Raw genomic sequence first — 24,280 nt, 5'->3', positions numbered from 1 at the left:
GCGGTATCGAAATAATTTTGATCAGGACGACAGGAAAACGGAGGGAAGTGTGAACGACTGGTTTGCCGATTACGGCATGTTTCTGGCCCAGGTAGCTACGTTCGTCATCGTAGCGGGACTGTTCATCGTGGCGATGACGCGATCAAAAGGCAATGTGGAGCGCAGCAAGCTTCGTATCGAAGAACTCAATGATCGCTACCGGTCCAGGCAGCGCCGTCTCCGCTTGGCGCGCATGGGCAAAAAACAGCGCAAGGCGGCGCTGAAAGGGTTCAGGAAAGACGACAAGAAAGAAGCACAGGCCAGGGACGCCGAAGGTAAAGGTCCTGCATCTGTTTGGGTCATTGATTTTCACGGCGATATCAAGGCATCTGCAACCTCACGGCTTTCTCAGGAAGTCTCCGCATTGCTGGGCGTAGTGGAACAGGGCGACGAAGTCGTCATTCGCCTTGAGTCACCAGGTGGCCTGGTTCATGCGTATGGCTTGGCCGCTGCTGAGCTCGACCGGCTGCGTGATGCGGGGGTGACCACTACCGTATGTATCGACAAGGTCGCTGCCAGTGGAGGCTATCTGATGGCCTGCTGTGGCGACAGATTACGGGCCGCACCTTTTGCGGTCATTGGTTCGATCGGCGTTGTCGCCCAACTACCCAATGTGCATCGCCTTTTGAAGAAGCATGATATCGATGTCGAACTGCTGACGGCAGGTCGGTACAAGCGCACGCTGACGGTGCTGGGTGAAAACACCGATGAGGGCCGTGAGAAGTTTCTGGAAGATCTGGAAAATACGCACCAGCTCTTCAAGCGCTTCGTGGGCCAGCGCCGGCCTCACCTTGATATTGAGGCTGTTTCCACCGGCGAGATCTGGTATGGCAGTGAAGCCGTGGAGAACGGACTCGTAGATGAGGTAGGCACCAGTGAAGCCTATTTACTTGAGCGCATGAAGCAGGCGCGAGTAATCCTGTTGTCTCTGGAAAAGCGCCGAGGATTATCCGAGCGCTTGGGCAAAGCAGTTTCGCTAGGCATAGAGCGCGGTGTGCAGCGGTTGGTCGAGGTAGTGGATGCCAGCCGCTGGCAGCGCCGCTAGGATTCGCTTGTAATGGGCTTGTCCATACCTTGGCCCTCGCGAACAAAGCCAAGCTAATGTCGTGTTGCAGCAAAGCAGCTCACAGAGCGTAAAGATCGGCAAGGATCTCGATCACAGCACGGGATTCCTTGCCTTGTAATGAGTAATAGATCGTTTGGGATGAGCGGCGCGTCGCTACCAATCCTTCGCGGCGCAAGATGGCTAGATGCTGCGAAAGAGCTGACTGACTCAGAGCCAACCTGGCATTCAGTTCAGAGACAGATAATTCCGAATCGTCGAGCAGGCACAGAATACGCAAGCGGTTCTCGTTGGCCATGGCCTTGAGGAGGTTGGTGGCATGCGTAATAGCGCCGTCGCCTTTATCCAGGAGTTGTGTGGCGGGCTGACGGGTGCTCATGTTACGTCTCCTAAGGGTAACGATACTCCACGCAACGTTGACTGCTTGCTAACCATCATCGTGACTCGACGGCGAAGAGGAGAACAATGCCTCATGGCAGCTATCGGAAGTACCCTTTATGTGGTCTTTGAAATCTAACCTTCTCTCTCTTCTGATTTAGCGAACCTTCAAGCACTTCGCCAATCCTTGCCAGTAAAGCGCTAAACGCTAATACATAACTTTTTGCTGCTAAATAAACGAAACGTTACATGCATTGTCGACAATTTCGTTCCCGCCAAGGTTCACAGGCTCTCCTTACATAAGGCTTTTCGTCATATTTAGCCTTTGGTATAGCGGAAAATGTCGTGCTTTCCACTAAAGTGTCAACAATAGTTCTCCGCTCAGTTAGTGAGCCCATTCCGCCGACAATCATAATTACGTAGGAAAACCATGCGCGCGTACCATGCCGAGCACCAGCGCTCCATCGAGCAACCTAACGCTTTCTGGAAAGAGCAGGCTAAGCGTATTCCTTGGTTTAGGCTGCCAGAGACCATACTTAGCCATGATGAACAGAACCACGCCCGCTGGTACGACGACGGTGAAATGAATACATGTTACGTGGCGCTGGATCATCATGTGGAAAGTGGGCGTGGCGAACAGCCTGCGATTCACTGGGATTCTCCGGTAGCCGGACAACGTCGTACCCTGACGTACCGCGAAATGCGCGACGACGTGGCCAGGTTTGCCGGTGCACTGGCCAGTTTGGGTGTGGGCAAGGGCGACCGCGTGGTCATCTATATGCCCATGGTCCCGGAAGCGTTGATCGCCATGTATGCCTGCGCTCGACTGGGAGCCGTGCATTCGGTGGTTTTCGGAGGGTTCGCCGCTCATGAACTGGCAGTACGCATCGATGATGCCGAGCCTCGCGTCGTGATCGCCGCCTCTTGTGGGATCGAGGTCGACCGTATTCTTCCTTACAAGCCGATCCTGGATCAGGCACTGGCCCAAAGCCATCATCAGCCGACGGCGTGTATCATCCTGCAGCGTGATCAGGCTAGGGCAGAGCTCGGGGACAGGGATCATGACTGGCAGGGCCTGGTTAGCTCCGCCGAGATGGTAGACTGTGTTTCCGTCCGGGGAACCGACCCGCTTTATATCCTTTACACCTCAGGTACTACCGGCAAACCCAAAGGGGTCGTTCGTGACAATGGCGGCCATGCCGTTGCCTTGCACTACTCCATGGATCGCATCTATGGCATGAAACCGGGAGAGGTATTTTTCTCTGCCTCGGACGTGGGGTGGGTCGTCGGGCATTCCTATATCGTTTATGCCCCTTTGATATATGGCTGCACCACAGTTATCTACGAAGGGAAACCCGTAAAGACACCGGATGCCGGCAGCTTTTGGCGGCTGATTTCAGAGTATCGAGTCAAAGCCTTCTTTACGGCTCCGACAGCCTTTCGCGCCATCAAGAAAGAAGACCCCGACGGCGTACTGTTGAAGAACTATGATATTTCCTGTCTTAGAACCTTGTTCCTGGCCGGAGAGCGTCTCGATCCGCCTACCTTCCATTGGCTTGATGATCTGTTGAAGGTGCCAGTCATCGACCACTGGTGGCAGACAGAGACGGGATGGCCTATCGCCGCCAATCTCCAGGGACTCGATCCCATGCCCGTCAAGGCAGGATCGGCAACTGTTCCTGTGCCTGGCTTCGACGTCCAGATCCTGGACAGGAGTGGCGAGCCTGCCGCTCCCGGCGAGCAGGGGAGTGTAGTTATACAAGAGCCCATGCCACCGGGCTGCCTGGCAGGGATCTGGCGTGCCCCGAAACGCTTCCACGGCGCCTACATGGCAGCGTTTCCCGGCTATTATCTGACAGGAGACGCTGGCTATATCGACCAGGACGGTTATCTGTTCGTGATGGGACGTACCGATGACGTTATCAACGTTGCTGGTCACCGGCTCTCTACAGGAGAGATGGAAGAGGTCGTCGGCTCTCATACGGCCGTTGCCGAGTGTGCTGTCATTGGTATCCATGACGATCTGAGGGGGCAAGTGCCGCTGGGCCTGGTGATCCCCAAGGATGGCTTTGACGGTGACATCGACATGCTTGAACGCGAGCTCGTCTCTTTGGTTCGTGACAAGATCGGCGCGGTTGCCTCCTTCAAGCAGGTGCTGGTGGTTTCACGCCTGCCCAAGACCCGCTCGGGCAAGATCTTGCGCAAGCTATTGCGGACGATTGCCGATGGGGAAGAGTTTGCCATGCCCTCGACAATCGACGACCCGGCCAGCTTGCAAGACGTACAAGAAACCATGGTCCACCGAAACGTCGGCGATGCGCATAAGGCTCGCCTAAGTTAATCAAACAGAAGTCCCCAGAGCGTTACTGAAGGCCCACCATGAGCTTTAATCCTGGTGGGCCTTGGCATTTCTCGATTGGGCAGGGGCACCGGCTTTCCTGTACACTACGGCGCCGCTTCAGCTCCTTGATCCCACGAGGGTTCCCTCACCCCTCGCAAGCCAAAAAAGGACTCACATGCTCACGCTGACCGATACCCAATATCGTCGCTGCCTGATGGCCTTGGTAGCGTTCCATATCTTGGTGATTACTGCCAGTAACTACTTGGTGCAACTGCCGTTCACCCTGTTCGGAATGCACACTACCTGGGGAGCGTTCAGCTTTCCGTTCATCTTCCTGGCCACTGATTTGACCGTACGCCTGTTCGGCAAGGGGTCGGCACGCATTATCATCGCTCGGGTCATGTTGCCTGCCTTGGTAATTTCCTATGTTGTCTCGGTACTGTTCGAAAAAGGCGAGTTTCGCAGCCTGGCAGCGCTGGGTGAGTTCAACCTGTTCGTGGCACGTATCGCGCTGGCCAGTTTCATGGCGTATGTGATCGGTCAATTGCTCGATATCCAGGTCTTCGATCGCCTCCGCCGCAACGCCCACTGGTGGGTCGCGCCTGCGGTTTCCACCGTATTTGGAAACCTGGCCGATACCTTTGCTTTCTTTGCGATTGCCTTCCATCAGGGGCCTGACGCCTTCATGGCTACCCACTGGGTAGAAATTGCCTGGGTGGACTACGCCATCAAGTTGACGGTATCCCTGCTACTGTTCTTGCCTATGTACGGGTTATTGTTGGGCTGGTTGATTCGCCGCCTGCTGAACTGGGGCGCCAGGCCATCACCCGAAGGAATCTGACAAGGAGTCGACATGAGTAAAGCCCTCGCATTGCACTATCAGGATAATGGGCCTGACGACACTCTACCGCTGGTCGTACTCCACGGCCTGTTTGGCAGTGCCGATAACTGGCGTTCGCATGTCAAGCAATGGCAGGAACAGCGGCGAGTCATCGCCGTGGATCTGCGTAATCATGGCCGGTCTCCCCACGCATCTGCCATGGATTATGCCTCGATGGCCGAAGATGTCATTGCCTTGCTGGATTCCCTGAGGATCGGACGTTGCGATCTTTTGGGCCACTCGATGGGCGGCAAGGTAGCGATTAGTGTCGCACGCTTTGCCCCCGAACGGTTGGCGTCTCTGGTTGTTGCCGACATTGCGCCGGTGGCTTATCGGCACGGCCATGACAGCATTTTCGCTGCCATGCGCCGTGTCGAAGAAGGGCGACCAGGCTCACGCAAGGAGGCGGATAGCCTGATGGCTGAGCATGTAGAAACACCGGCGACACGAATGTTCCTTGCTACTAATCTGGTGCGAGGCGAGGAAGGAGTAATGCACTGGCGTGTCGGGCTCGATGAAATCGAGAACGCGTATTCCGACATCGTTGCCGAGCCGGCAGGCGAGGGGGCGTTCGGTGGTCCGACGCTGGTCCTGCGAGGTTCCCGTTCCGATTATGTGACCGACGACTTGCTACCCTATTTGCGACAGGTACTCCCGAAAGCAGAGGTAGTGACACTGGAAGCAGGTCATTGGCTGCATTCCGAAACGCCGGAGGCGTTCCAGTCAGCAGTCAACGGGTTTCTGGCCCAGCGTCCAAGCTAAGTTCCGTTATTTCAAGGGGTGGATGTCGAGCGTATCGTCCTGCCTGGCGAGAAAGCGGTTGAGGATCTTGTAGGTATCCACATCGAATCTGGGCGCTTGCTTTTCCAAGGTTGCCAATTCAGCGGTATCGAGCGACTCAACTGAGCCCAGATAACACCAGTGATCGACGATATGCCAGGTTCGATCACCGTCATGACTTAGCTCACCGAATGCCACCCGGCCCGGCCAGGGCCATTGATGAACACGTAACCGCTCCATTGCCTCGCGTGCCCGTTCTGTATGCGAGGCCAGCGCCTCCTCACCACAGCAGGCTCCCAGGCAGCGCCGCAGCTGGTGATCGAAGCAACGCCCTTTACCACGAACCAGCCCCAACGTTTGTGCGCACAAACGGTGCTCTACAGCAATCTTCTTCAAGGCATTGGTAGCGTCATGCCTTGAGCGGAACAGGCCATATATCGCCTGTTCGGAGGAAGACAGGCATTGCTGATCCACGAGCGTAGGCGAGGGGTCTCCTTCTGGCCAGCTCCAGCTGGACAGCCGGCTGCGGCGACGCAGCATACGGTTGTGTACCGGCATCAGCTGCTTGATCAGATGAGCTTCCAGTAATTGTGCCCCGAGATCACCAGCGGTTTCTCGCCATTCGACATCATGTATCTGCTGGACCAGGCGCATCTCCTTGTCATTGCGCAGGTCATTGCTGAAGTGACTGTGCACTCTGGAGCGTAGGTTGACGCTTTTGCCAACGTACAGCACAGCACGATTCTCGCCATAGAAGAGATAGACGCCTGGGCGTTCCGGCAAGTCGACGAGACGCGCTGGGTCCAGGTGGGCAGGCAGGCTAGCCCGGCGCATTTGTGCCTGTGCCAGCTCCCGGATCGTCGCTTCTTGATGCCGTTCATGCCAACATTGCCAGAGAGCGATCAGCGCGCGGGCATCGCCCTCGGCACGATGCCGCGTGTAGTTCGACAAGCCATGGCGAGACAGCAGGGCATCAAGATTATGGTGGGCATGTTCTGGTGCCAGCCGGCGAGAGAGCCTCAACGTGCAAAGTGTCCGAGCCGTATAGTCCAATCCGGCCCTGGCAAACTCGTTGCGTAGAAAACCGTAATCGAAACGAGCATTGTGGGCCACCACTGTATCCTTGCCCAACCAGGCAAAGAATTCGTTGGCCAAAGCTTCGAACGGTTGAGCATCGCTGACCATGGCATCGTTGATCCCTGTCAGTTGCTGGATATGTGGGGGTATGCTGAGCTGGGGATTGACCAGCGTGACATATCGATCGGTCACCTCGCCATCAACGACACGCAGTGCCGCAATTTCCGTGATTCGGTCCCGTGTCGTGCGTGTACCAGTGGTTTCAAGGTCGAGAAAAACTAATGGTTGATCGTTCATATTGCCTTGAGGGCATTATTTGCGAGATGCATTACAAGAATAAGTGCGAGGGAAAATCACAGGCCAACCGATACGACCTGGCCGGACTCTGGCTCTGTTATGGCCGAGTAACGTCGGTGGTTAGTCGGTTGGCTGGCGTCCGATGTTCAATCAGACCCTGCTGTAGAAGATAGGTTTCAAGCTGTTGGTACCGTTGTGCTTGAACGGCAGCCGGACGCAAGGCGAGGTAACGTATGGCATCGGGCCAAGCAAGTGCGTTGGCTTCAGTGTCCAAGCCAGGCTCGGCAGTTCTCACTAATTCCCAAGCTTCCTCGGGATGGTTGATTATCCAGAGTGTGGCATGCTCGAGCGCATCGAGAAATTGCTGAATATCGCGACGATTCTGCTGCAGGACATCGTGATTGGCAACCAGTATCAATTCGTCATACACGGGAATATCCGTTTCACCCAAGGGAAATTCCTTGACCCTGACGCCGGTCTCTTCCAATTGGCGCCGTGAGACGTGTCTTAGCGCCCCGATGACGGCATCAACATCGCCCTCGGCAAGGGTCGTATTGAGTCCGAAGTCGGTCTGCCGAAGGTTCAGGTCTTCGGCACTCAACGCATGTTTCTCCAGAAGACCGTCAAGCAGCAACCTTGCAGGCGTCTCGAAGACATACCCCACCGTCTTACCCTTGATTTGTGCCAGGGACTCGAGGCCGGCATCCTGACGCACCAGCAGCGTCGCCAGAGGGGCTGGCACCAAGGTACCTACGCGGATCAAGGGGAGTCCCTGATCTTCCAGCAGGTGCAGACGAGGCTGTGAGGTCAAGGCAAGCTCGACGTGCTGGGCCGCGACAAGCTTGGGTGGTACGGTAGGATCAGCAGGCTGGATCAGAGTGACCTCAAGGCCTTCACGCTTGAACAGGTCGCGCTCACGGGCTACGACAAGAGCTGCATGATAAGGCGTCAGGTACCAGTCCAATGCAACGCGCACAGGATGTTCCGGCGGAGGCACGATAGGCTCGGGATCGCCGCTAATGACCAACGGGCTTGAGTCCGAGATGGCGTCTATGTCACTAACGTCAGCCTCACCAGCGAGCGGCTGGCCGGCTACTTCCTTGGCCGCCTGGAGCGCCACCTCATTCAGGGATTTCTCTGCACCAAGCCCTACGGCAGGGGCCAGCCCGGTCATACCCAGAAAGAATGCCAACGCCACGGGCAGAGCCCGATATATCCCGTATCTCATGCCTACCTCTTAATGGCGCTGCAACCAGGCGGCCGCATAGTCTAGCGTTTGTCGAAAGACAGTGGCCAGTATTGTATCAAAATGGCTCCCAGTGCGGCTTCAACGGGGTATCTGGGTTGATGTGCGGACACGCTACTTCGTGAGCGCTTCGGCGTTGTGGCATACTACTTGCTGATACGTTAACGGCCCCGCTATGGATAGCATCAATACCCTTTTTATTCTAACTGGCTCGCTGATTGCGCTGAGCGTTATCGCGAGCCGGCTGTCGTCGCTGTTTGGACTCCCCTTGCTCGTGATTTTTCTCGCACTGGGAATGCTGGCAGGAGAAGACGGCATCCTAGGAATCGAGTTCGACAGTTATGGCCTGGCCTTTATCATTGGCCACCTCGCCCTGGCGATGATCCTGCTTGATGGGGGCTTGCGCACTCGGCTGAAGACGTTCCGGGTAGGTCTCAAACCGGCGCTTTCCCTCGCGACGCTGGGCGTCTTCTTCACTAGTGGGATCGTAGGGATATTTGCAACCTGGGCCTTTGAACTAACGCTCGTGCAGGGTCTGCTCGTGGGAGCTATCGTCGGCTCCACGGATGCCGCTGCTGTTTTCTCGATGCTACGAGGACAAGGGGTCAACCTCAATGAACGTGTCGGTGCCACACTTGAAATCGAGTCCGGCACCAACGATCCCATGGCCATTTTTCTTACTATCACGCTCGTTGAGATCCTGACCGGCGAGATGGGTGGGCCATTCGATACGCTATGGCTTTTCTCTCAACAGTTCGGGCTAGGCCTGGCTATCGGTATTGGAGGAGGATGGCTCTCGGGCAAGATGTTACGCTCATTGGACCTTGCCCCGGGCCTGTACTCGTTGCTTGCTCTTGCCTTGGGGTTTTGCGTGTTCGGGCTGACCAGTGCTCTGGGCGGTAGCGGCTTCCTGGCCATTTATCTGGCGGGGCTCATGATTGGTAATCAGCCAGGACGCCATCTCAATTTCATTCTTCCTGTACATGACGGCTTGGCCTGGTTGAGCCAGATAGGCTTGTTTCTCGTTCTGGGCATGCTGGTCACGCCGACAGAGATGATCGATTATGCGTTGCCGGGTGCGCTGCTCGCCGCCGTTTTGATTTTTGTTGCGCGGCCTTTGGCAGTGGTCTTGGCGGTCAAACCCTTTTTCAGTTTTCGCTGGAGAGAGGTAGGGTTCATCTCGTGGGTGGGCCTGCGTGGCGCCGTACCTATCGTACTCGCGATCTTTCCCGTCGTTGGCGGCGTCGAAAACGCGGCCCTGTACTTCAATATCGCCTTCTTCGTGGTCCTGATGTCTTTGATGATACAAGGCACCACCTTGTCTCTGGTTGCGAATCGGCTACACGTGACCGTCCCCTCACGAGTAGAGCCCGATAGACGCGGCCCGTTGGGTATCCTGCCCGATAACGATTACGAGATGTTCGTTTACCGTGTTGAAAACGAGGCGTTGGAAGATGTGCCGATTCGATTATTGAGGTTTCCTTCCGGCGCCTTGATCTCCGCCCTGTACCGTAGGCACACCATGCTTCACCCCAAGGGAAGCACGCGATTGCGGTTAGGAGACCTGCTGTGCGTCATTGGCCGCGCGGCGGACCTGCCTGCGCTCAACCGCCTGTTCAACGGCGATGCGAGACTCAAGCGCGAGCGAGCGTTCTTTGGTACGTTTACATTGGATGGGGAAGCCATGATGGTTGAAGTGGCTAGTGCTTATGGCTTGACGCTGAGCCCGAGCGAGCGAAACATCACTTTGGGTGAGTTCGTATCGTTGCGTGTAGGAGGCTACCCAGTGGTAGGGGATGATATCGACTGGCATGGCATCCAATGGGTAATTAGCCAAATGGATGGCAATAGAGTCACAAAGGTAGGGTTACGGCTGTATCATTGAAGTGCTACCGCTTAATACAAGCGGTAGCACTGGCCAGACTTTAATGCTTGGCATCGACACCTGGTGCTTCATCGCGCTGGAGATACTGCTGAACCACCATCGGTGTATTATTTTTCAGCCAATCGGCCATTGCCTCTTCTTCCTTCAGGATCGCCTCACAAATCCGTTTTGTTTCAACGTCACCGGCTGCTTCTGCCGTTTGGATGAGAACATTGTACGAAGAGATCTCGAACTGCTCGAAGGTATGCCAAGCCAGGCAACCCTTGACGATTTCATCGCCTGTAAACAAACCACTAATGGCTTGGCCCATGGCTGTCATCCTGCCAGACATGTCTTTTACTGCTGAGGGGCCTTCATCGTAGCGAGCCATGCAGCTCTCGAGCTGCTTGGCCTGGTTCTGGGTTTCCTGAATGTGCTTTTCTAGCTGCATCACTACTTCAGGATAGTTCTCGATCCGGCTTTTTTGCCCCTTCATCATCTGTTCTGCTTGCTGCTCCATGGCGTGAGCATCACGGAGCCACTCGATCAAATGTTTTTCTATTACTCTCATGTCACTCTCCCTAGCTTGTCAGCTTCCTTTCGATATCATAGATGAAACCAGCAGGACGAGCTTATAGGCTAGCGATCACTCTCGCCCTGACTAGGCATAAGTGCAGGCAGAGAACGCCAAGCTGGCAAGTAATATTGTGTGCCGCAATGTGAAGTATTATTGCTAAGTATGTGTGTTCGAAATGCCAGGAGAGGGTATGCCAAGAAAAGTATGTATCAGACTGACACTTGACGATGAAACGCTACAAATACCCTACGGGACAGAGGCGTATGCCGAGGGCACCATACATCCATACCGCTCGCTGGTTCAGGCTCCAGAGCAGATAGGCTTGATTCCCGAGGTCGAAGGCCAACCCGCCTTGAGAAAGCTGCTTGAAACCATCAACGCACCGGATGGCATATTCGAGTCGGTCAGGATAGACACGAGCTACCACGACTATGAAGGGCAAATGGCCCACGTAGTTGCTGTTGGCTTGATATTTCGCGATCGCGCGTGGTTTCAGGATTTTGACCGATGCTTGAGGTTTGCAGGGCAGCTACTCGAAACCTTGCACGGCAATACGCTATTTTGTGCTCATGAAGATCTGGCTCAGCTTGAACTGCAGCGCGCTGTTCTTCGAGAAGAACATGTGCAAGGCTGGATAATGGACCTGTTCCTGATGGGGCAAGGAAGGGATCAGCAGGCATGTGACGCTGACTTGGCCGCACGTTGTCGTGCTTTGCAAGGGCTGTTACATCGGCCATGCTTCACTGAGCCTGATTTCACAAGCTGAACGATAAAGGAATTCACACCGGCAACAAGGAGGTTTTTCCATGACTCATACCGCACGAGTTGAACCGATCAAGGAGGATCGCGGAGAGCATTATCTGATTTCAGGATGGCGAGTCGTTGACGTCACTATGCCGGATAGCCCGCGAGAAGTCTCACGCCATGAGACTGAACCTGAAGCCATTGAGGCCGCAAGACAATTCGAAGCAAGCACCTCATCGGAGCCGGGGTCTGACCCGGACGACAATCAGGACTACGACAGCTCAGATCTCACTGACCGTGATTCCACCCCATGAGTGACTGAACAAGCCAAGGCCGAGTGCACTTTCGCACTCGGCCTTGCCGATTACTCGCTGCGATACAGGGGGGTGCTAGGGCCCGACTCTTCTAACTCGATGTCGGCGGGGTCAAGCTCTAGCACAGTACCGATCTGACTGACGATTTCAGCGTCACCAGTGTCGATGGGGTAGAGCGTGCTGGGATCTATGCCGAAATCGTCCATCAGGTCATTTCCGTTTTCATCCTCAAGCGCAATGACCTGGAAAGTGCCGCCTGGGGCGTTGGTGTCTCCGGTTTCGTAATCTTTCTGGATCACAAATGTAGGCATAGTGGGCTCCTTGGAACTTGCTGACTCGAGGCATGAGACCAGAAGATGACTGGCTTCCGATGCCAGTAGCTTACGGTAACCGTTACCAAGGTAGTCAAGATACTCAATACGTTAGAATCAGAAATGTAATTTCTTACAACTAGCGTGTTCAGGCAAAGAGCAGCGCACGTCCGGACCCGGATGTGCGCTGCAACCGAGCTCACTACGATCACCTGTCAAGAATTATCGGGCGACAGGAATGCGACCAAAAAGTGCTACTTCAAGGTTTTTTCTCTACGGTGCGTGAGCTGTACTCTCGCTCCAAGCAATTAGTTTCCTCGTAGCTGCTGGTCGGTTCTTTTCGACTGGTTTCCGCGCTTGCCGTCAGCGGAAGCGCGGACAAAACAATTGTGGCCAGCATCGTGAGAATTCTATTGAGCGTTTTCATGATCGTTACCTTCCGAGTATTTATTAGCTCGCTAATAAATATAGGTCAGGCAGAGCGACTTGGAAAGCGTATGGTTCTACCAAGAGGTTAGGTAAAACCTATTCCTCTGGTGGGTATCTTTAGGCTTCCGTAACCCTATCTTGCGAGTGCTGTTGGCTGGCTTCTTCAAGTTGGCGCTGTACTTCGCGAAGCTGCCGTTCAGCAGTCTCTGCACGACGGCGCCAGTCATCTCGTTCGAATCTCAAGGACATGAGCTTTTCGTGTTTTTCATCAAACATGCCGTTCATAGAGGTTACCCTGCGTTGGTCACTCATGATTGACCGGTACTTAACAATCCGTACCAAGTCTTTGATTGGTCTGCTTTATATACATCGGCACGAAAGCCATCACCTTGAGTCAAACCTTGGTATGGGAAAGCACCCTGCTTGCGAAAAGGGCTTTTCACCGTCAACCCATACTGCTTAAGTCATGCTATCCGCTCTTTGGCCAAGAAGGCGGCGAGGGAGCCTCTTTAGCATGATCGTTTCCTTGCGTTAGGAACCAGGCCGCCTTGGTTGGGCAGACCCGGTTTGGAAGTTCCAAAATAAAAGCACCTGCCTCTATGGGTGCGTGTGGCCTTTGCGGGAACGTGTTTAGTGGACTATCCCTTCAGTTGGCGTTAGCCATATGAGGCACTAAGGATACTGAAGCAAAAGGGACAGGGGCACCCGAGTAGGATGTCGGTTCAGCAAAGGAGGTTATAATGCAAAGTCGCATCGTGCCTACACGTGTGGGTGGGGCAGTACTGGCCGGGCTATTCGCGCTAGGTATTACAGGCTGTAGCTTTCCAAATAAGCCGGTAACCACGGCCGCGGCAGAAGTATCAGAGCCGTTGTCGAGTGCCGAAATTCTGCAAGTGTTGCACGTTATCAATATGGGAGAAATCAATCAGGCTCAGTTGGCATTACAAAGGTCAGCTAATCCCCAAGTTCAACAGACAGCACAGACCATCATCGAAGACCACACGGCCTCTGACCAGCGCATTGCCAATGCTGCGCAAATGCTCGGGGTGAGGCTTGAAGGTACATCACTCAGCGAAGGCATACAGTTCCAGGCAGAGCAAATTCGCGAAACGTTGGCGGAGCTTTCCGGGCCGGAATTCAATCAAACTTATCTTGAGAAGCAGGTCGAGTTACACAACGTGGCGTTGGATACGGTGCGCAATCAGTTGCTGCCGAATGCAGAACAGCGTGAAGTCACGCAGCTACTCGAACAGGCCATTCCCAAGCTGCAGCATCATCGGGATCTAGCGCAACAGGGCCTATAGCAAGCCCAGCATGCGAGAATAGTCAGTCAGTTCTTGATGGGAATGTACTGCTGATGCCAAAGCTGATGGGTGTGAACGTCTTTAGACTGCTGCCACGTGGCTACGACGAAACGCCTCGCCGGTATTCGTAAGTGCGAAGGGAGGCTTTCTTCAATTTTGGGGGAGGTCGGCCTGATGTCGTTCGGAAACGGTGACTCGGTGGTAGTGCTTGGTACCACGATGATACACAGTAACTTTGACGGTCTTCATAGCCTCCCAATGTAACACTTGATTGGGAAAGCCGGGCAAGAAAAAGCCCCGAGTTCAGTAGGCTACTGATTCTCGGGGCTCGATATTCAAGTGGCGGAGGGACAGGGATTCGAACCCTGGAAGGGCGTTAACCCTTGCCGGTTTTCAAGACCGGTGCATTCAACCGCTCTGCCATCCCTCCGGCTCACGGCGTTGCATACTACCAACTTTTCAGAATTCGTCAAGAGGCCGTTGGCAATCATGGGCTTAATGCCAATGAAACGGATCTGGGAGAAGGACAAAAAATTGTGGCGAAGACGAGCTAGTCGGGCCAGCCTGTAGAGGCACCTAAGTAACCAAGGAGAAGCTCATGTCAGGAAGTACCGTACGGGTGCCCATAGAGCAAGCCAAGGAGCTCCAGTTGGCGAATATCCATATCATTGGCGCAGTAGGTCGACACGATGACGATCATCGCTATGTTGAACTGATGAGTGACCTGCAGCAGTTGCCAGTGACACCCGCCAGCGATGCGCACAACAGTGAGGGAGCACCCAATCTGTTGCTTGTGGAAGTCGACGACCCCAACGATTCGGAATGTTTGCGCTCCGCCGTCCAAACGTTATCTCAACTCGAGACTTTTGAGCAGCGCGGCCACCATTTCAAGCAATTCTGACTTGTTCTTTCATAAGCCTGCGAAGGGAGTCCCACGAATAACGGGACTCCCGTATTTTTATGTGCATGGCCAGTGTTTCAGCAACTTGCATAGGGAACCAGAAGGCGGCATTCTTGCTCTAACGGTAGCAACTACACAGGGGAGCCTAATCAATGGCCTATCAGTCGCAGGTGACCGAACGCCAGACGAGCGCGGTCAGTACCAACAGGGTATTGCGCAATACTTATATGCTGCTGGCTATGACACTGCTGTTCTCAGCGGTGACGGCTGGAGCAGCCATGGCCATGGGCGTCGGCCAGATGAACATCTTCGTATTCTTCATCGGTGCCTATGGTTTGATGTTCCTTGTACACAAGACGGCGAATTCGGCAGCCGGACTACTGTCGGCTTTTGCTTTTACCGGCTTCATGGGCTTTACGCTAGGACCAGTCCTGAGTCTGTACCTGTCGATACCCAATGGCGCGCAACTGGTTATGACTGCCCTGGCCATGACGGGAGCGACATTCGTTGGCTTGTCCGCCGTTGCCTTGCTGACACGCAAGGATTTCAGCTTCCTGGGCAACTTCCTGATGGCCGGCGCGATTGTCCTGATTCTCGCCATGGTCGTAGCGATGATATTTGACATTGCCGCACTGGCTCTGGCGGTCTCTGCCGGATTCGTGTTGTTCTCGTCCGCAGTCATCCTCTATCAGACGAGCGAGATCGTGCATCGTGCAGGTGAAACAAACTATATCCTGGCTACGATTACGCTCTACGTATCGATCTACAACCTGTTTATCAGCCTGTTGTCTCTGCTCGGCATCATGAATGACGACTGATCAGATACAGTCAGGTTATTATTGATATGGCCCCGTCCGCATGGACGGGGCCATATCTTTTACAATGGCGAGAGGGAGACAGAATGAACTACGCGCTACTGGTACAGGGAGCCCCCTATAGCCAGCAAGCCGCTCACTCTGCCCTACGGTTTGCCCATGCCTTGATTGCCCGAGGGCATACACTGGGTACAATCTTCTTCTACCATGATGGTGTCTACAATGCGTCGCGGCTGGCAACACCACCACAGGACGAGCCCCATCTGGTAGAGGCGTGGCGTCGGTTGCATGAAGACCACGGTACATCACTGCTGGTGTGTATCGCAGCGGCATTGCGACGAGGCATCATCGATGAACGCGAGGCACGACGCCATGGCAAGGCAGGGTACGCCGTCGAGTCGCCTTTCGAACTGACTGGACTCGGCCAACTGCTAGATGTTCATAGCAATCATGATCGGCTGGTCACATTCTCTCCGTAGCGGAAGTAACAGGCATGAGCGATACGACTGATAATTCCATGCTCGTTGTGCTGCGGCATGCCCCGCATGGCAGTAGCTGGCTGCGAGAAGGGTTGGACGTGGCCCTGGTCGGTGCCGCATTGGGCAAAAAAGTTCACCTGCTCTTTCTCGGGGATGGTGTGTTAGCCCTGGCTACCGGACAACAGCATGGGCCACTCGGCCAGAAAGGAACGCATCCTACCTTGGATATGCTGGAGATGTACGATATCGACATGATACTTGTCGATGGCAAGGCCCTGACACAGCGGGGGCTGACTGCCGACGATCTGCAGCTTCCTGTCAGCCTGATCGATGACGCCACGTTACCCGAGATCTTTGCCCGGCACTCATCGATCTACAACTTCTAACCGTGAGGAAGGACGGCATGCTGTTGCATATACTCAATCGTTCTCCGGCATCCAGTCGGGTTCCGCTCGATACGCTGCGTGCCATGGGCGACAATGACTGGCTGCTTCTTATCGAGGATGGAGTATATGGTGCGGTGGGTCCGTTGGCCGATGAGTTCACTTCGATCCAAGGACGTGTCTTCGCCCTTAAAGAAGACCTGGTCTCGAGAGGGCTCGAGAATAGACATGACGCAACGATCGAACTTGTCGATATGGATGGCTTCGTGGCGCTAACGGAGCAGGCAACGCAAACGGTGAGCTGGTACTGATGACGGCACAGGCAAACAGTTACGGCATCACGGTCGATGGCCGAGTTATTGCGCTAGATCCCGAAGGATATCTGGCTGACCTGGAGGACTGGACGCCAGAGGTGGCACATGCGCTGGCAGTCAGGGAAGGGCGCGTACTAACCGAGGAGCACTGGGAGGTCATTGAGGTACTGCGAGACTTCTACAGGCGTTACGAAATGGCACCGGCCATGCGCCCGTTGGTCAAGGCCGTGGGGCAGGCGCTTGGACCGGATAAAGGCAAGTCCCTGCACCTGATGAAACTCTTCCCGGAGAGTCCCGCCAAGGTAGCCGCACGTATTGCCGGCCTGCCGAAACCTACCAACTGTCTCTGAGAGCTTGTGAATTTCCTCGCGCATGCGTTACTCGCCAAGGGCGGCAGCGATGACTTTCTCTTCGGCAACCTGATCGCCGATGGCGTTAAGGGAAGCGATCTGAGTGCCTGGCCTGATGAAATAGCCCTTGGTATTCGACATCACCGACGCGTCGATGCCACGGTCGATATGCACCCGGAGGTGCTGACTGCCCGCGCCAGGGCACCGCGTAATGGCAGGCGCTTTGCTGGGGTGGCACTGGACATGGTCTGGGATCACTTTCTTTCCCGCGATCTCGGCGACGACACCATCATTGAACGTTCTTACCGTGTGCTAGGTAGACGGCAGGCACCGGCGCGCCTGAGTGGCATGGTACCGGTGATGTTGGCTCAAGACTGGCTGCGTGGCTATGCCGACTTCGATTTCACATGTAATGCTGTGGCCGGGCTGGGCCGCCGACTGAGCGGCCCCAACCGATTGGCGGAACTGATTCCTTGGCTGGAAGATGATTATGCTGCGCTGGAAGAGAATTTCCATCGCCTGTGGCCAGATATCAGCGCCCGCTTGATGCGTTGAGTCAGTGTCCCATCAACCACAGACATTCCAACCTATCGCCTGCGGCAATGTCTGAAAACGGCGGCACGATGGCCAGGGCATCGGCATCGATACACGAAGAGAGCACATTGGAGCTCTGATCGGCAAAGGCATGAGCCACGATTCTGTCCTGACCAAATTCCAAGCTGACTCGCATGTAATGCCGCCTAGCTTGGGTGTGCGCGTCAAAACCTGCACTGGCATAGACTCGTGGCAGGGACTGGAGTACAGGACAACCGAGCAGGTGTCCCATCAGGGGGCGGAGGAACAGCCACGCGCCCACGTAGCTTGATACCGGGTTACCCGGCAACCCCACGAACCGGACCTGTGTACTGTCCTTTTCGCGAGGCAGGCGCCCCAGGGCCAGCGGCTTCCCCGGACGCATTGCCAGGCGCCACAAGTCCAGTGTGCCAAGCGCGTCGAGCGCATGCTTTACGTGATCTTCCTCTCCGACGCTAACGCCGCCAGTCGTGACCACCACATCGGCCCCTTCGGCGGCTTGGCGCAGCCTGTCGCACGTCGCTTCGTAGCAGTCGGGTACGGGCCCTGCCATGACGACCTCGGCACCGAATCGCTCGAGCAACCGTTGCAGCATAGGACGATTGGAGTTGTATATCTGTCCTGGCATCAATGGTTTGCCCGGATCGACGAGTTCGTCACCGGTAAAGAGCAGGGCGACCCGTGGACGACGACGCACACTGACACCGGTAATGCCCTGGCCGGCGAGATGGCCGAGTGCAGCCGCCTCTAGGCGGCTGCCTGCGCTCAGTAGTGTACTGCCAGACGCAACATCGCATCCGCGCCTACGAATGTTGTTGCCTTCAGGGATACTCGCGGGGAAACGGATACCCTCCGGCGTCTCTTCTATCGCTTCCTGCATGACAACGCAGTCCGCGCCGGCAGGGATTTCGCTCCCGGTAAAGATCCGAGCGCAACTACTTGGTGCCAGCGGCACGGGAGGCGTTCCGGCTGCCACTCGCTGGCTGACCGGCAGTGTCTTTCCGGCATCGCTAAGACGCAGGGCATAGCCATCCATAGCGCTATTGTCGGCGGGAGGAACATCCCGCTCTGCGGCCACGCTTTCTGCCAATACTCGGCTGCCGGCATGCTCGACGGAAACCGTCTCGCTGGAAAGCGCTTCAACGCCGTCGAGCAGGGCGTTGAGCGCCGCCTCCACACTTTGAAGGCCAGAGCCTTGTTGCTTAGCCATGGGTTCCTCGCCCGGGAATAACCAGATTGGCATAGTTGCAGGGCTTATGGCGGCTATCCAGTTGCTCACGGAGGATGCCATTCCAGGCGGTGCGGCAAGCGCCCGTGGATCCAGGCAGGCAAAAGACTACCGTGGCATTGGCCAACCCGCCCAGGCAGCGGCTCTGGATGGTAGAGCTACCAATTTCCTGCCAGGAAAGGTGGCGAAACAACTCCCCGAAACCTTCGATTTTCTTGTCTAGCAGGACGCTAATGGCTTCCGGTGTAGAATCCCGTCCGGTAAAACCGGTTCCGCCGGTAGTCAGCACGGCCTGGACTTCCGGGTCTGCGATCCACTCGGCAACCACAGCGCGTATACGATACACATCGTCGACGACAATTCGCTTCTCGGCCAGACGATGGCCTGCCGCCGTCAGGCTCTCCGCCAACGCCTGACCCGAGCGATCGGTGTCTTCGGTACGTGTATCGGAAATCGTCAATACCGCAATATTCAGAGGGACGAAAGCATTACCATCATCACTCATGAACGCTCCTTGGCTTTCTGACGAGCTTCAAGCGCCGCGAGCTGTTCCGGTGTTGCGGGCTGCTGGTAGTGGTCCTTCCATTCGCTGTAGGGCATACCATAGACATACTCACGTGCCGACTCATAGTCGAGTTCGGTACCACGCTCCTGCGCGGCAGCAACCAACCATTTGGAAAGGCAGTTACGGCAGAAGTCCGCCAGGATCATGAGATCTATGTTCTGAACGTCCTTGTTGGCGTCCAGATGCTGAAGCAGGCGTCGAAAGGCAGCCGCTTCCAGTTCGGTGCGTGTCGCATCGTCCAATTGCTGCATGCGCAGAATGCTCCCTGATTGAGATGGGTGTAGATGACAATCGGGTCGGCCTAGCTTGCATCGCCACGTGTACATACAGAGAGTACGACGGCATCGTGGTCGCTCGTGGATACCAGGGCGTGACCCATGTCACTGTCAAAGTAGATGCTGTCGCCCCGTTCGAGTTCCAGTGGCTCGTAGAACTCGGTATATAGCCGAATGGTGCCTTCGAGAACGATGAGAAACTCTTCTCCATCGTGGCGCACCCATTCGGAGAACTCCTCAAAACTCCGCGCCCTGACTATGGTTTTGAAAGGAATCATGCGCTTTTGCGCTAGTTGCCAGGACAATAACTCGTGTTCATAAGTCGGAGTAGGGTGCTGCTGGCCTTCACCGGTCCGGGTCAGGTCTCGACGCCCGAAGGTTCGGCTCTGCGGCTTGGGCGGGCTGAGTAACTGGGGCAGGTCGATGCCCAGCCCGCCGATCAATTTCTGTACCGCCGTGAATGTCGGTGAAATCTGATCGTTTTCGATCTTGGACAAGGTTGAGCGGGCCAGCCCGGTACGCTGGCTGACATCCTCCAGCGTCCACTGATTGGCCAGGCGTATTTCTTTGAGCCTTTCACCCAGCCTCAGTGGCTCTACAAATGGCTTGCGACCCGAGGCGATGCGAAGCGCCGCCTCTTGATCGGTATTGGCTGACATGTCGGTTCACTATAGGAAATTAATTTTCCTCGATCCTATCACAGCAGCTCGCGACAAGGGGGCCTTGCCATGGACGGACGATAAGCCTTCCCGTGTCAAATGGCCTTTTTCTCTTCCTGGGTATAGGGCAGCCCCAGCAGCGCCTGGACATGGGCAGTTGCGCTCCTGCCCAATGCGTCCAGGTCATAGCCTCCTTCCAGTACCGAGACCAGTCGATTGCCGGCATAAACGCGTGCCATATCCATTATCAGCGTGGTGATCCAGTGATAATCCTCGTCTTCGAGGCACAGATTGGCCATCGGATCGGCACGATGGGCATCGAAGCCGGCCGAGACGAGAATCAGCTCTGGTCGATGGGCCTGCAGGGCAGGAAGCCAGTCCCGTTCGATCCTGCGCCGGAAGGCCAGACTGTCGGTACCGGCATCCAGCGGTGTGCAGATCACATTATCTGCCTCAGGGCGCAAGTAGCGCCAAGGATAAAAAGGGTACTGGTAACTGGTGCAGATCAGTACGTCGGGGTCGTCGGAGAAAATATCGATCGTACCGTTGCACTGATGTACATCGAAGTCGAGGATGGCCAAGCGTTTCACACCATACTTGGCGCGTGCATGGGCGGCACCGACGGCCACATTGTTGTAGAAACAGAACCCCATGGCTTCAGTGGCTTCGGCATGGTGCCCCGGTGGGCGCACTGCACAGAAAACATTGTCGGCCTGGTGCCGGTAGACCTGATCGATACCCCGCACCACGGCTCCTGCGGCCAGACGAGCGACTTCAAGACTATGCGGGTTCATGAAGGTATCGTTGTCAAGGTTGATCAGGCCATGTTCGGGAACGCATTTGCCAAGAGACGTCAAATGACGCTGCGGGTGCACGCGAGACAGAGCGTCGTCGGTAGCCGGACGTGCTTCAGATTGCATGGTCTGCTGAAGGATGCCTGCAAGCGCCATGCGCTTGAGAATGGCTTGCAGGCGCAGAGGGCTTTCCGGATGTTCCGGCCCCATATGGTGCAGATCACAATGGGGGTGCGTAAGAAAGGAAGTGATCATGGCGGCTCTCCGGAACGATAAGCTGCGACATTAATTGCGCCCGATGCTTGCATGACAGTGGCAATAAGTCGTACACAAGGGATGACGATGAGCAAGGAGTCAGGTTGTGGGCACGCGTTTTCTACGCCATTTCTTCGAACCGAGAACCCTCGCAGTCATCGGGGCTTCCGAAAAACCTCACTCCATGGGCGGATTGGTCATCCGTAACCTGGAGGATAGCGGGTTTCCCGGCGCTATCTGGGCCGTCAATCCCAAAGGCTATGACAAGGTCTTCGAAAGGACGTGCGTCAAGCGTGTGACCGACCTGCCTGAAGTTCCCGACCTGGCTATCGTATGCTCGCCGGTGGCAACGGTACCGGAGTTGATACAGCAATTGGGTCGTTTCGGCGTCCGGGCTGCCATGGTGCTTTCCGGGGGCTCCTACCTGAACGATCAGGTCGCCGATGGTACTTCGATCCGGGAGCAGATGCTGGCCGCTGCGCGGCGTTCGGGGATCCGCGTACTGGGCCCTGAATGCCTTGGGTTGATCGTGCCTGGCCGCAAGCTCAATGCGACTTATGCCAGCCAGCCGGTCAAGCCAGGACGCGTCGCCTACCTCGGCCAGTCGGGAATGCTCGGCAACGCCATGATCGATTGGGCAGCGGGCCGTGGGATCGGCTTTTCGCACCTGGTCACGTTGGGTGACAGTATCGATGTGATGCTTCCCGACCTCATCGATTACATCAATCAATTCTCGCCTACGCAGGCCATTCTTCTGCATCTGGAGCGCATCTTCGACTCCCAGCACTTCATGACGGCGTTACGCGATGCGTCACGCAATCGGCTCGTGCTGGCGATAAAGAGCGGTCGCACACCACAATCCGAACTCTCCGATGCCCCCCCGACACCGGGTGTTGCCAACCGCGACGTTATCTTCGATGCCGCACTGGCTCGTGCCGGGGTGGTGCGTGTCGATAATTCCGATGAACTCTTCGATGCCCTGGAAACACTCTCGCGCATGAAGCCGCTGCGCGGGGATCGTCTGGCCATCGTCTCCAATGGGCTTGGTCCGGCATTGCTGGCTATCGACAAGCTCATCACGGCGGGGGGGAAGCTGGCAGAATTTACCGAACAGACTCGCCAGGCACTGATTGAAGGGGATTTCGATGTCAGCCTGCCCGGGCGCAACCCGGTCGATCTAGGCGGGAATGCAAGGCCGGAGCGCTTCGTGGAGGCCTTGGAGATCGTTGCTAACGACCCTGGCGTCGATAGCGTATTGGTCGTTCATGCCCCGACACGCATGGCGCCTTCGAAAACCACGGCAGAAGCGCTGGTCGCCAACCGCAAGCGCTTCAAGCGCAACCTGTTGACTAGCTGGATGGGACTCGAGGAAGCCTTGTCAGCGCGTCATGAGTGCAATCTGGCGGGCATACCGACCTATATCTCTCCTGAGAAAGCGGTAAAGGCATTCATGCACATGGTGAACTACCAGCGTGTCCAGGCCTTGCTGCAGGAAACGCCTCCCAGCTTGCCCTTCGCCACGACTCCAGAAATTCGGACTCGGTGCCACCGTCTGATCGAGGCCGCCAAGGAGCGCGGACGAGACCAGCTGACCCATGAAGAAACCGGGAAGGTCCTCGAGGCGTACGGAATTCATACCGCACCGAGCTGTTATGTGTCATCCCCTGAGGAGGGGGCGGCACGTGCGGGAGAGTTCGAGGGGCGCATGGCCCTGAAAGTGATCCACGAACACAATTGCGTGCCTTACCGGTACCGTAAGCACCCTCATAAGTTGTCTTCTGGATTGCTGCAGGATCTTCACACCCCCGAGCAGGTCGCTGAGGGGGTGCATCAACTTGGCGACAAGGTACGTGAGAAGTTTCCCGACGTACGTATCTACAGTTATTGCTTGCAAGCCATGCAGCGTGGCAAGCATTCCATGCAGTTGTGCGCCGGCATTACTCGCGATCCGATTTTCGGACCCATCATCGTCTTCGGCATTGGTGGTTACAAGGTTAATGTGCTTGCCGATCGCCATGTAGCGCTGCCACCGTTGAACATGACGCTCGCCAATGATCTGGTATCTCACACGCACGCCGCAAAACTGATACTGGAGCACTCACGTAGCCCGCAACGCGATATCGATCGTGTGTGCCAGTTACTGGTGAAGCTATCGCAGATCGCTTCCGACCTACCTGAACTCAAGGGGCTCGAAATCAACCCGCTGCTGCTCAATCGTGATGGGCTGGTTGCCGTCGATTTTGCCATGGACCTGGGTACGCCAGCTCGACACGCGATCATGCCGTACCCCGAGGAGCTGCGCGAGTGGCTGACCTTGAAAAACGGAATGCAAGTCGAAATCCGTCCCATACGGGGCGAGGATGCGCCGCTGATCACCGGGTTTCATTCCCAACTCTCCGAAGAAAGTATTCGCTTTCGCTATTTTCATAACAAGGCCGACCTGACCAAGCGCGACTTGTCGATCCTGGCACAGATCAATTATGACCGACAGATGGCCTTTATCGCTGAACACGTTCGCGACGATGGCAGCAAGGAAATGCTGGGGGTCGTCAGGGTCTGGAACGATCCAGACAATATCCGCACAGAATTCTCGATCATCATCCGTGACGATCTCCAGGGAGAAGGATTGGGAAGTGCTCTCATGAACAAGATGATCCGGTATTGCAAGGGTGTCGGTACGTTGGAAATGGTCGGCAAGATCATGGTGGACAACCATCCGATGCGTGCACTCATGAAACATCTCGGCTTTACCCTGCATTACAACATGGAAGAGCAGGTCGTGGATGCTGTACTGCGCCTTAACGAACCTACCAGCGAATGGCAGCGGCACCGCCTCGAAAATCAAGCGTACTGAACATAGCCTGAGCCAGTCGTTAACTCGAAAATCTGCCACATCGCCTTGAATCGAGTGCGTCAAAACGGCCCCTGAAGCCCATGGTGACCGGCATGGGTTATTGAACCGTTGATCAATCATCAGCATAGCTGATTTGCCCAGCCTTGAATAAAAACGTATGATTGCCAACCTATAACGATTTATTATTGTCA

General features: G+C 55.7%; 27 protein-coding genes and 1 tRNA gene. 16 read left to right on the top strand and 12 right to left on the bottom strand.

The genetic code is table 11. From position 1 onward, the window contains the following. Positions 1–49: 49 nt before the first annotated feature. On the top strand, positions 50–1,084 hold the full coding sequence (sohB, locus tag F568_RS0105650; protein ID WP_019017740.1) for a protease SohB: 1,035 nt from the start codon (positions 50–52) through the stop codon (positions 1,082–1,084). A 79-nt stretch (positions 1,085–1,163) separates the two neighbouring features. Here sohB and F568_RS0105645 read toward each other — a convergent pair whose 3' ends face one another. Beyond that, the gene (locus F568_RS0105645; protein WP_019017739.1) at positions 1,164–1,481 is read right to left on the bottom strand and encodes an ArsR/SmtB family transcription factor; all 318 of its coding nucleotides are present in this window, start codon (positions 1,479–1,481) and stop codon (positions 1,164–1,166) included. Positions 1,482–1,910: 429 nt separating this feature from the next. Here F568_RS0105645 and F568_RS0105640 point away from each other — a divergent pair, with 429 nt between their 5' ends. The 3 genes from F568_RS0105640 (at position 1,911) to F568_RS0105630 (ending at position 5,463) form a co-directional block, all read left to right on the top strand. Then, entirely contained in the window at positions 1,911–3,821 is a 1,911-nt protein-coding gene (locus tag F568_RS0105640) for a propionyl-CoA synthetase (RefSeq protein ID WP_019017738.1), read from the top strand. Positions 3,822–3,996: 175 nt separating this feature from the next. Next, positions 3,997–4,662 carry a 7-cyano-7-deazaguanine/7-aminomethyl-7-deazaguanine transporter gene (locus F568_RS0105635; RefSeq protein WP_019017737.1) on the top strand — a complete coding sequence of 222 codons (666 nt, stop codon included), beginning with the start codon at positions 3,997–3,999 and terminating at the stop codon, positions 4,660–4,662. Positions 4,663–4,674: 12 nt separating this feature from the next. Then, positions 4,675–5,463 carry an alpha/beta fold hydrolase gene (locus F568_RS0105630; RefSeq protein WP_019017736.1) on the top strand — a complete coding sequence of 263 codons (789 nt, stop codon included), beginning with the start codon at positions 4,675–4,677 and terminating at the stop codon, positions 5,461–5,463. A gap of 6 nt (positions 5,464–5,469) precedes the next feature. Here the strand turns inward: F568_RS0105630 and F568_RS0105625 are convergent, their stop codons facing one another. Together F568_RS0105625 and F568_RS0105620 are read right to left on the bottom strand one after the other, a co-directional pair. Next, positions 5,470–6,855 carry a 3'-5' exonuclease family protein gene (locus F568_RS0105625; RefSeq protein ID WP_019017735.1) on the bottom strand — a complete coding sequence of 462 codons (1,386 nt, stop codon included), beginning with the start codon at positions 6,853–6,855 and terminating at the stop codon, positions 5,470–5,472. 97 nt (positions 6,856–6,952) lie between these two features. Next, on the bottom strand, positions 6,953–8,083 hold the full coding sequence (locus F568_RS0105620) for an ABC transporter substrate-binding protein (RefSeq protein WP_019017734.1): 1,131 nt from the start codon (positions 8,081–8,083) through the stop codon (positions 6,953–6,955). A gap of 193 nt (positions 8,084–8,276) precedes the next feature. On the opposite strand from F568_RS0105620, the gene F568_RS0105615 reads away from it, so the two are divergent. Continuing rightward, entirely contained in the window at positions 8,277–9,986 is a 1,710-nt protein-coding gene (locus F568_RS0105615; protein ID WP_019017733.1) for a potassium/proton antiporter, read from the top strand. Positions 9,987–10,026: 40 nt separating this feature from the next. Here F568_RS0105615 and F568_RS0105610 read toward each other — a convergent pair whose 3' ends face one another. Next, complete coding sequence (locus F568_RS0105610; protein ID WP_019017732.1) at positions 10,027–10,536, bottom strand: ferritin-like domain-containing protein; 510 nt, start codon at positions 10,534–10,536, stop codon at positions 10,027–10,029. A 196-nt stretch (positions 10,537–10,732) separates the two neighbouring features. Between F568_RS0105610 and F568_RS0105605 the strand changes: the two genes are divergently transcribed. Then, on the top strand, positions 10,733–11,308 hold the full coding sequence (locus F568_RS0105605; RefSeq protein ID WP_019017731.1) for a hypothetical protein: 576 nt from the start codon (positions 10,733–10,735) through the stop codon (positions 11,306–11,308). A gap of 40 nt (positions 11,309–11,348) precedes the next feature. Beyond that, positions 11,349–11,600 carry a hypothetical protein gene (locus F568_RS0105600; RefSeq protein ID WP_019017730.1) on the top strand — a complete coding sequence of 84 codons (252 nt, stop codon included), beginning with the start codon at positions 11,349–11,351 and terminating at the stop codon, positions 11,598–11,600. A gap of 50 nt (positions 11,601–11,650) precedes the next feature. Here the strand turns inward: F568_RS0105600 and F568_RS0105595 are convergent, their stop codons facing one another. Together F568_RS0105595 and F568_RS24840 are read right to left on the bottom strand one after the other, a co-directional pair. Further along, positions 11,651–11,911 (bottom strand): hypothetical protein, encoded by a 261-nt coding sequence (locus F568_RS0105595; RefSeq protein WP_019017729.1) that lies wholly within the window; start codon positions 11,909–11,911, stop codon positions 11,651–11,653. Between the two features lie 259 nt (positions 11,912–12,170). Beyond that, positions 12,171–12,338 carry a hypothetical protein gene (locus F568_RS24840; RefSeq protein ID WP_156817356.1) on the bottom strand — a complete coding sequence of 56 codons (168 nt, stop codon included), beginning with the start codon at positions 12,336–12,338 and terminating at the stop codon, positions 12,171–12,173. Between the two features lie 742 nt (positions 12,339–13,080). On the opposite strand from F568_RS24840, the gene F568_RS0105585 reads away from it, so the two are divergent. Next, positions 13,081–13,644: a DUF4142 domain-containing protein gene (locus F568_RS0105585; protein ID WP_019017727.1), complete on the top strand. Its 564-nt coding sequence runs from the start codon at positions 13,081–13,083 to the stop codon at positions 13,642–13,644. A 340-nt stretch (positions 13,645–13,984) separates the two neighbouring features. Here the strand turns inward: F568_RS0105585 and F568_RS0105580 are convergent. Further along, positions 13,985–14,074: transfer RNA gene (locus F568_RS0105580), tRNA-Ser, on the bottom strand. A gap of 168 nt (positions 14,075–14,242) precedes the next feature. Here F568_RS0105580 and F568_RS0105575 point away from each other — a divergent pair. From F568_RS0105575 to F568_RS0105545, 7 genes are all read left to right on the top strand, one after another. Continuing rightward, the gene (locus F568_RS0105575) at positions 14,243–14,545 is read left to right on the top strand and encodes a hypothetical protein (RefSeq protein ID WP_019017726.1); all 303 of its coding nucleotides are present in this window, start codon (positions 14,243–14,245) and stop codon (positions 14,543–14,545) included. Positions 14,546–14,697: 152 nt separating this feature from the next. Then, entirely contained in the window at positions 14,698–15,363 is a 666-nt protein-coding gene (locus tag F568_RS0105570; RefSeq protein ID WP_019017725.1) for a Bax inhibitor-1/YccA family protein, read from the top strand. Between the two features lie 83 nt (positions 15,364–15,446). Continuing rightward, entirely contained in the window at positions 15,447–15,839 is a 393-nt protein-coding gene (gene tusD / locus F568_RS0105565; protein ID WP_019017724.1) for a sulfurtransferase complex subunit TusD, read from the top strand. 14 nt (positions 15,840–15,853) lie between these two features. Beyond that, positions 15,854–16,225 (top strand): sulfurtransferase complex subunit TusC, encoded by a 372-nt coding sequence (tusC, locus tag F568_RS0105560; protein ID WP_019017723.1) that lies wholly within the window; start codon positions 15,854–15,856, stop codon positions 16,223–16,225. Positions 16,226–16,242: 17 nt separating this feature from the next. Continuing rightward, complete coding sequence (tusB, locus tag F568_RS0105555; RefSeq protein WP_019017722.1) at positions 16,243–16,533, top strand: sulfurtransferase complex subunit TusB; 291 nt, start codon at positions 16,243–16,245, stop codon at positions 16,531–16,533. After that, positions 16,533–16,886: a TusE/DsrC/DsvC family sulfur relay protein gene (locus F568_RS0105550; RefSeq protein ID WP_019017721.1), complete on the top strand. Its 354-nt coding sequence runs from the start codon at positions 16,533–16,535 to the stop codon at positions 16,884–16,886. Before tusB ends, F568_RS0105550 begins: the two co-directional genes overlap by 1 nt. A 6-nt stretch (positions 16,887–16,892) precedes the next feature. Then, positions 16,893–17,441 (top strand): acyl carrier protein phosphodiesterase, encoded by a 549-nt coding sequence (locus F568_RS0105545; RefSeq protein WP_019017720.1) that lies wholly within the window; start codon positions 16,893–16,895, stop codon positions 17,439–17,441. 1 nt (position 17,442) lies between these two features. Here the strand turns inward: F568_RS0105545 and F568_RS0105540 are convergent, their stop codons facing one another. From F568_RS0105540 to F568_RS0105520, 5 genes are all read right to left on the bottom strand, one after another. Further along, positions 17,443–18,669 (bottom strand): molybdopterin molybdotransferase MoeA, encoded by a 1,227-nt coding sequence (locus tag F568_RS0105540; protein WP_019017719.1) that lies wholly within the window; start codon positions 18,667–18,669, stop codon positions 17,443–17,445. Next, positions 18,662–19,192 carry a molybdenum cofactor biosynthesis protein B gene (moaB, locus tag F568_RS0105535; RefSeq protein WP_019017718.1) on the bottom strand — a complete coding sequence of 177 codons (531 nt, stop codon included), beginning with the start codon at positions 19,190–19,192 and terminating at the stop codon, positions 18,662–18,664. Before moaB ends, F568_RS0105540 begins: the two co-directional genes overlap by 8 nt. After that, complete coding sequence (locus F568_RS0105530; protein WP_019017717.1) at positions 19,189–19,503, bottom strand: DUF1244 domain-containing protein; 315 nt, start codon at positions 19,501–19,503, stop codon at positions 19,189–19,191. The genes moaB and F568_RS0105530 overlap by 4 nt, the downstream gene beginning before the upstream one ends. Before the next feature lie 50 nt (positions 19,504–19,553). Beyond that, positions 19,554–20,186 (bottom strand): helix-turn-helix domain-containing protein, encoded by a 633-nt coding sequence (locus F568_RS0105525; RefSeq protein WP_019017716.1) that lies wholly within the window; start codon positions 20,184–20,186, stop codon positions 19,554–19,556. A 95-nt stretch (positions 20,187–20,281) separates the two neighbouring features. After that, the gene (locus F568_RS0105520; RefSeq protein ID WP_019017715.1) at positions 20,282–21,235 is read right to left on the bottom strand and encodes a histone deacetylase family protein; all 954 of its coding nucleotides are present in this window, start codon (positions 21,233–21,235) and stop codon (positions 20,282–20,284) included. Between the two features lie 106 nt (positions 21,236–21,341). Between F568_RS0105520 and F568_RS0105515 the strand changes: the two genes are divergently transcribed. Next, positions 21,342–24,089, top strand: a complete 2,748-nt coding sequence (locus tag F568_RS0105515) for a bifunctional acetate--CoA ligase family protein/GNAT family N-acetyltransferase (protein WP_019017714.1) — start codon at positions 21,342–21,344, stop codon at positions 24,087–24,089. Positions 24,090–24,280: the final 191 nt, after the last annotated feature.

It is taken from the genome of Modicisalibacter luteus DSM 23508, assembly GCF_000378505.1.
Classification (GTDB): Bacteria; Pseudomonadota; Gammaproteobacteria; order Pseudomonadales; family Halomonadaceae; genus Modicisalibacter; species Modicisalibacter luteus.
This window is presented reverse-complemented; position numbering and strand designations above follow the sequence as displayed.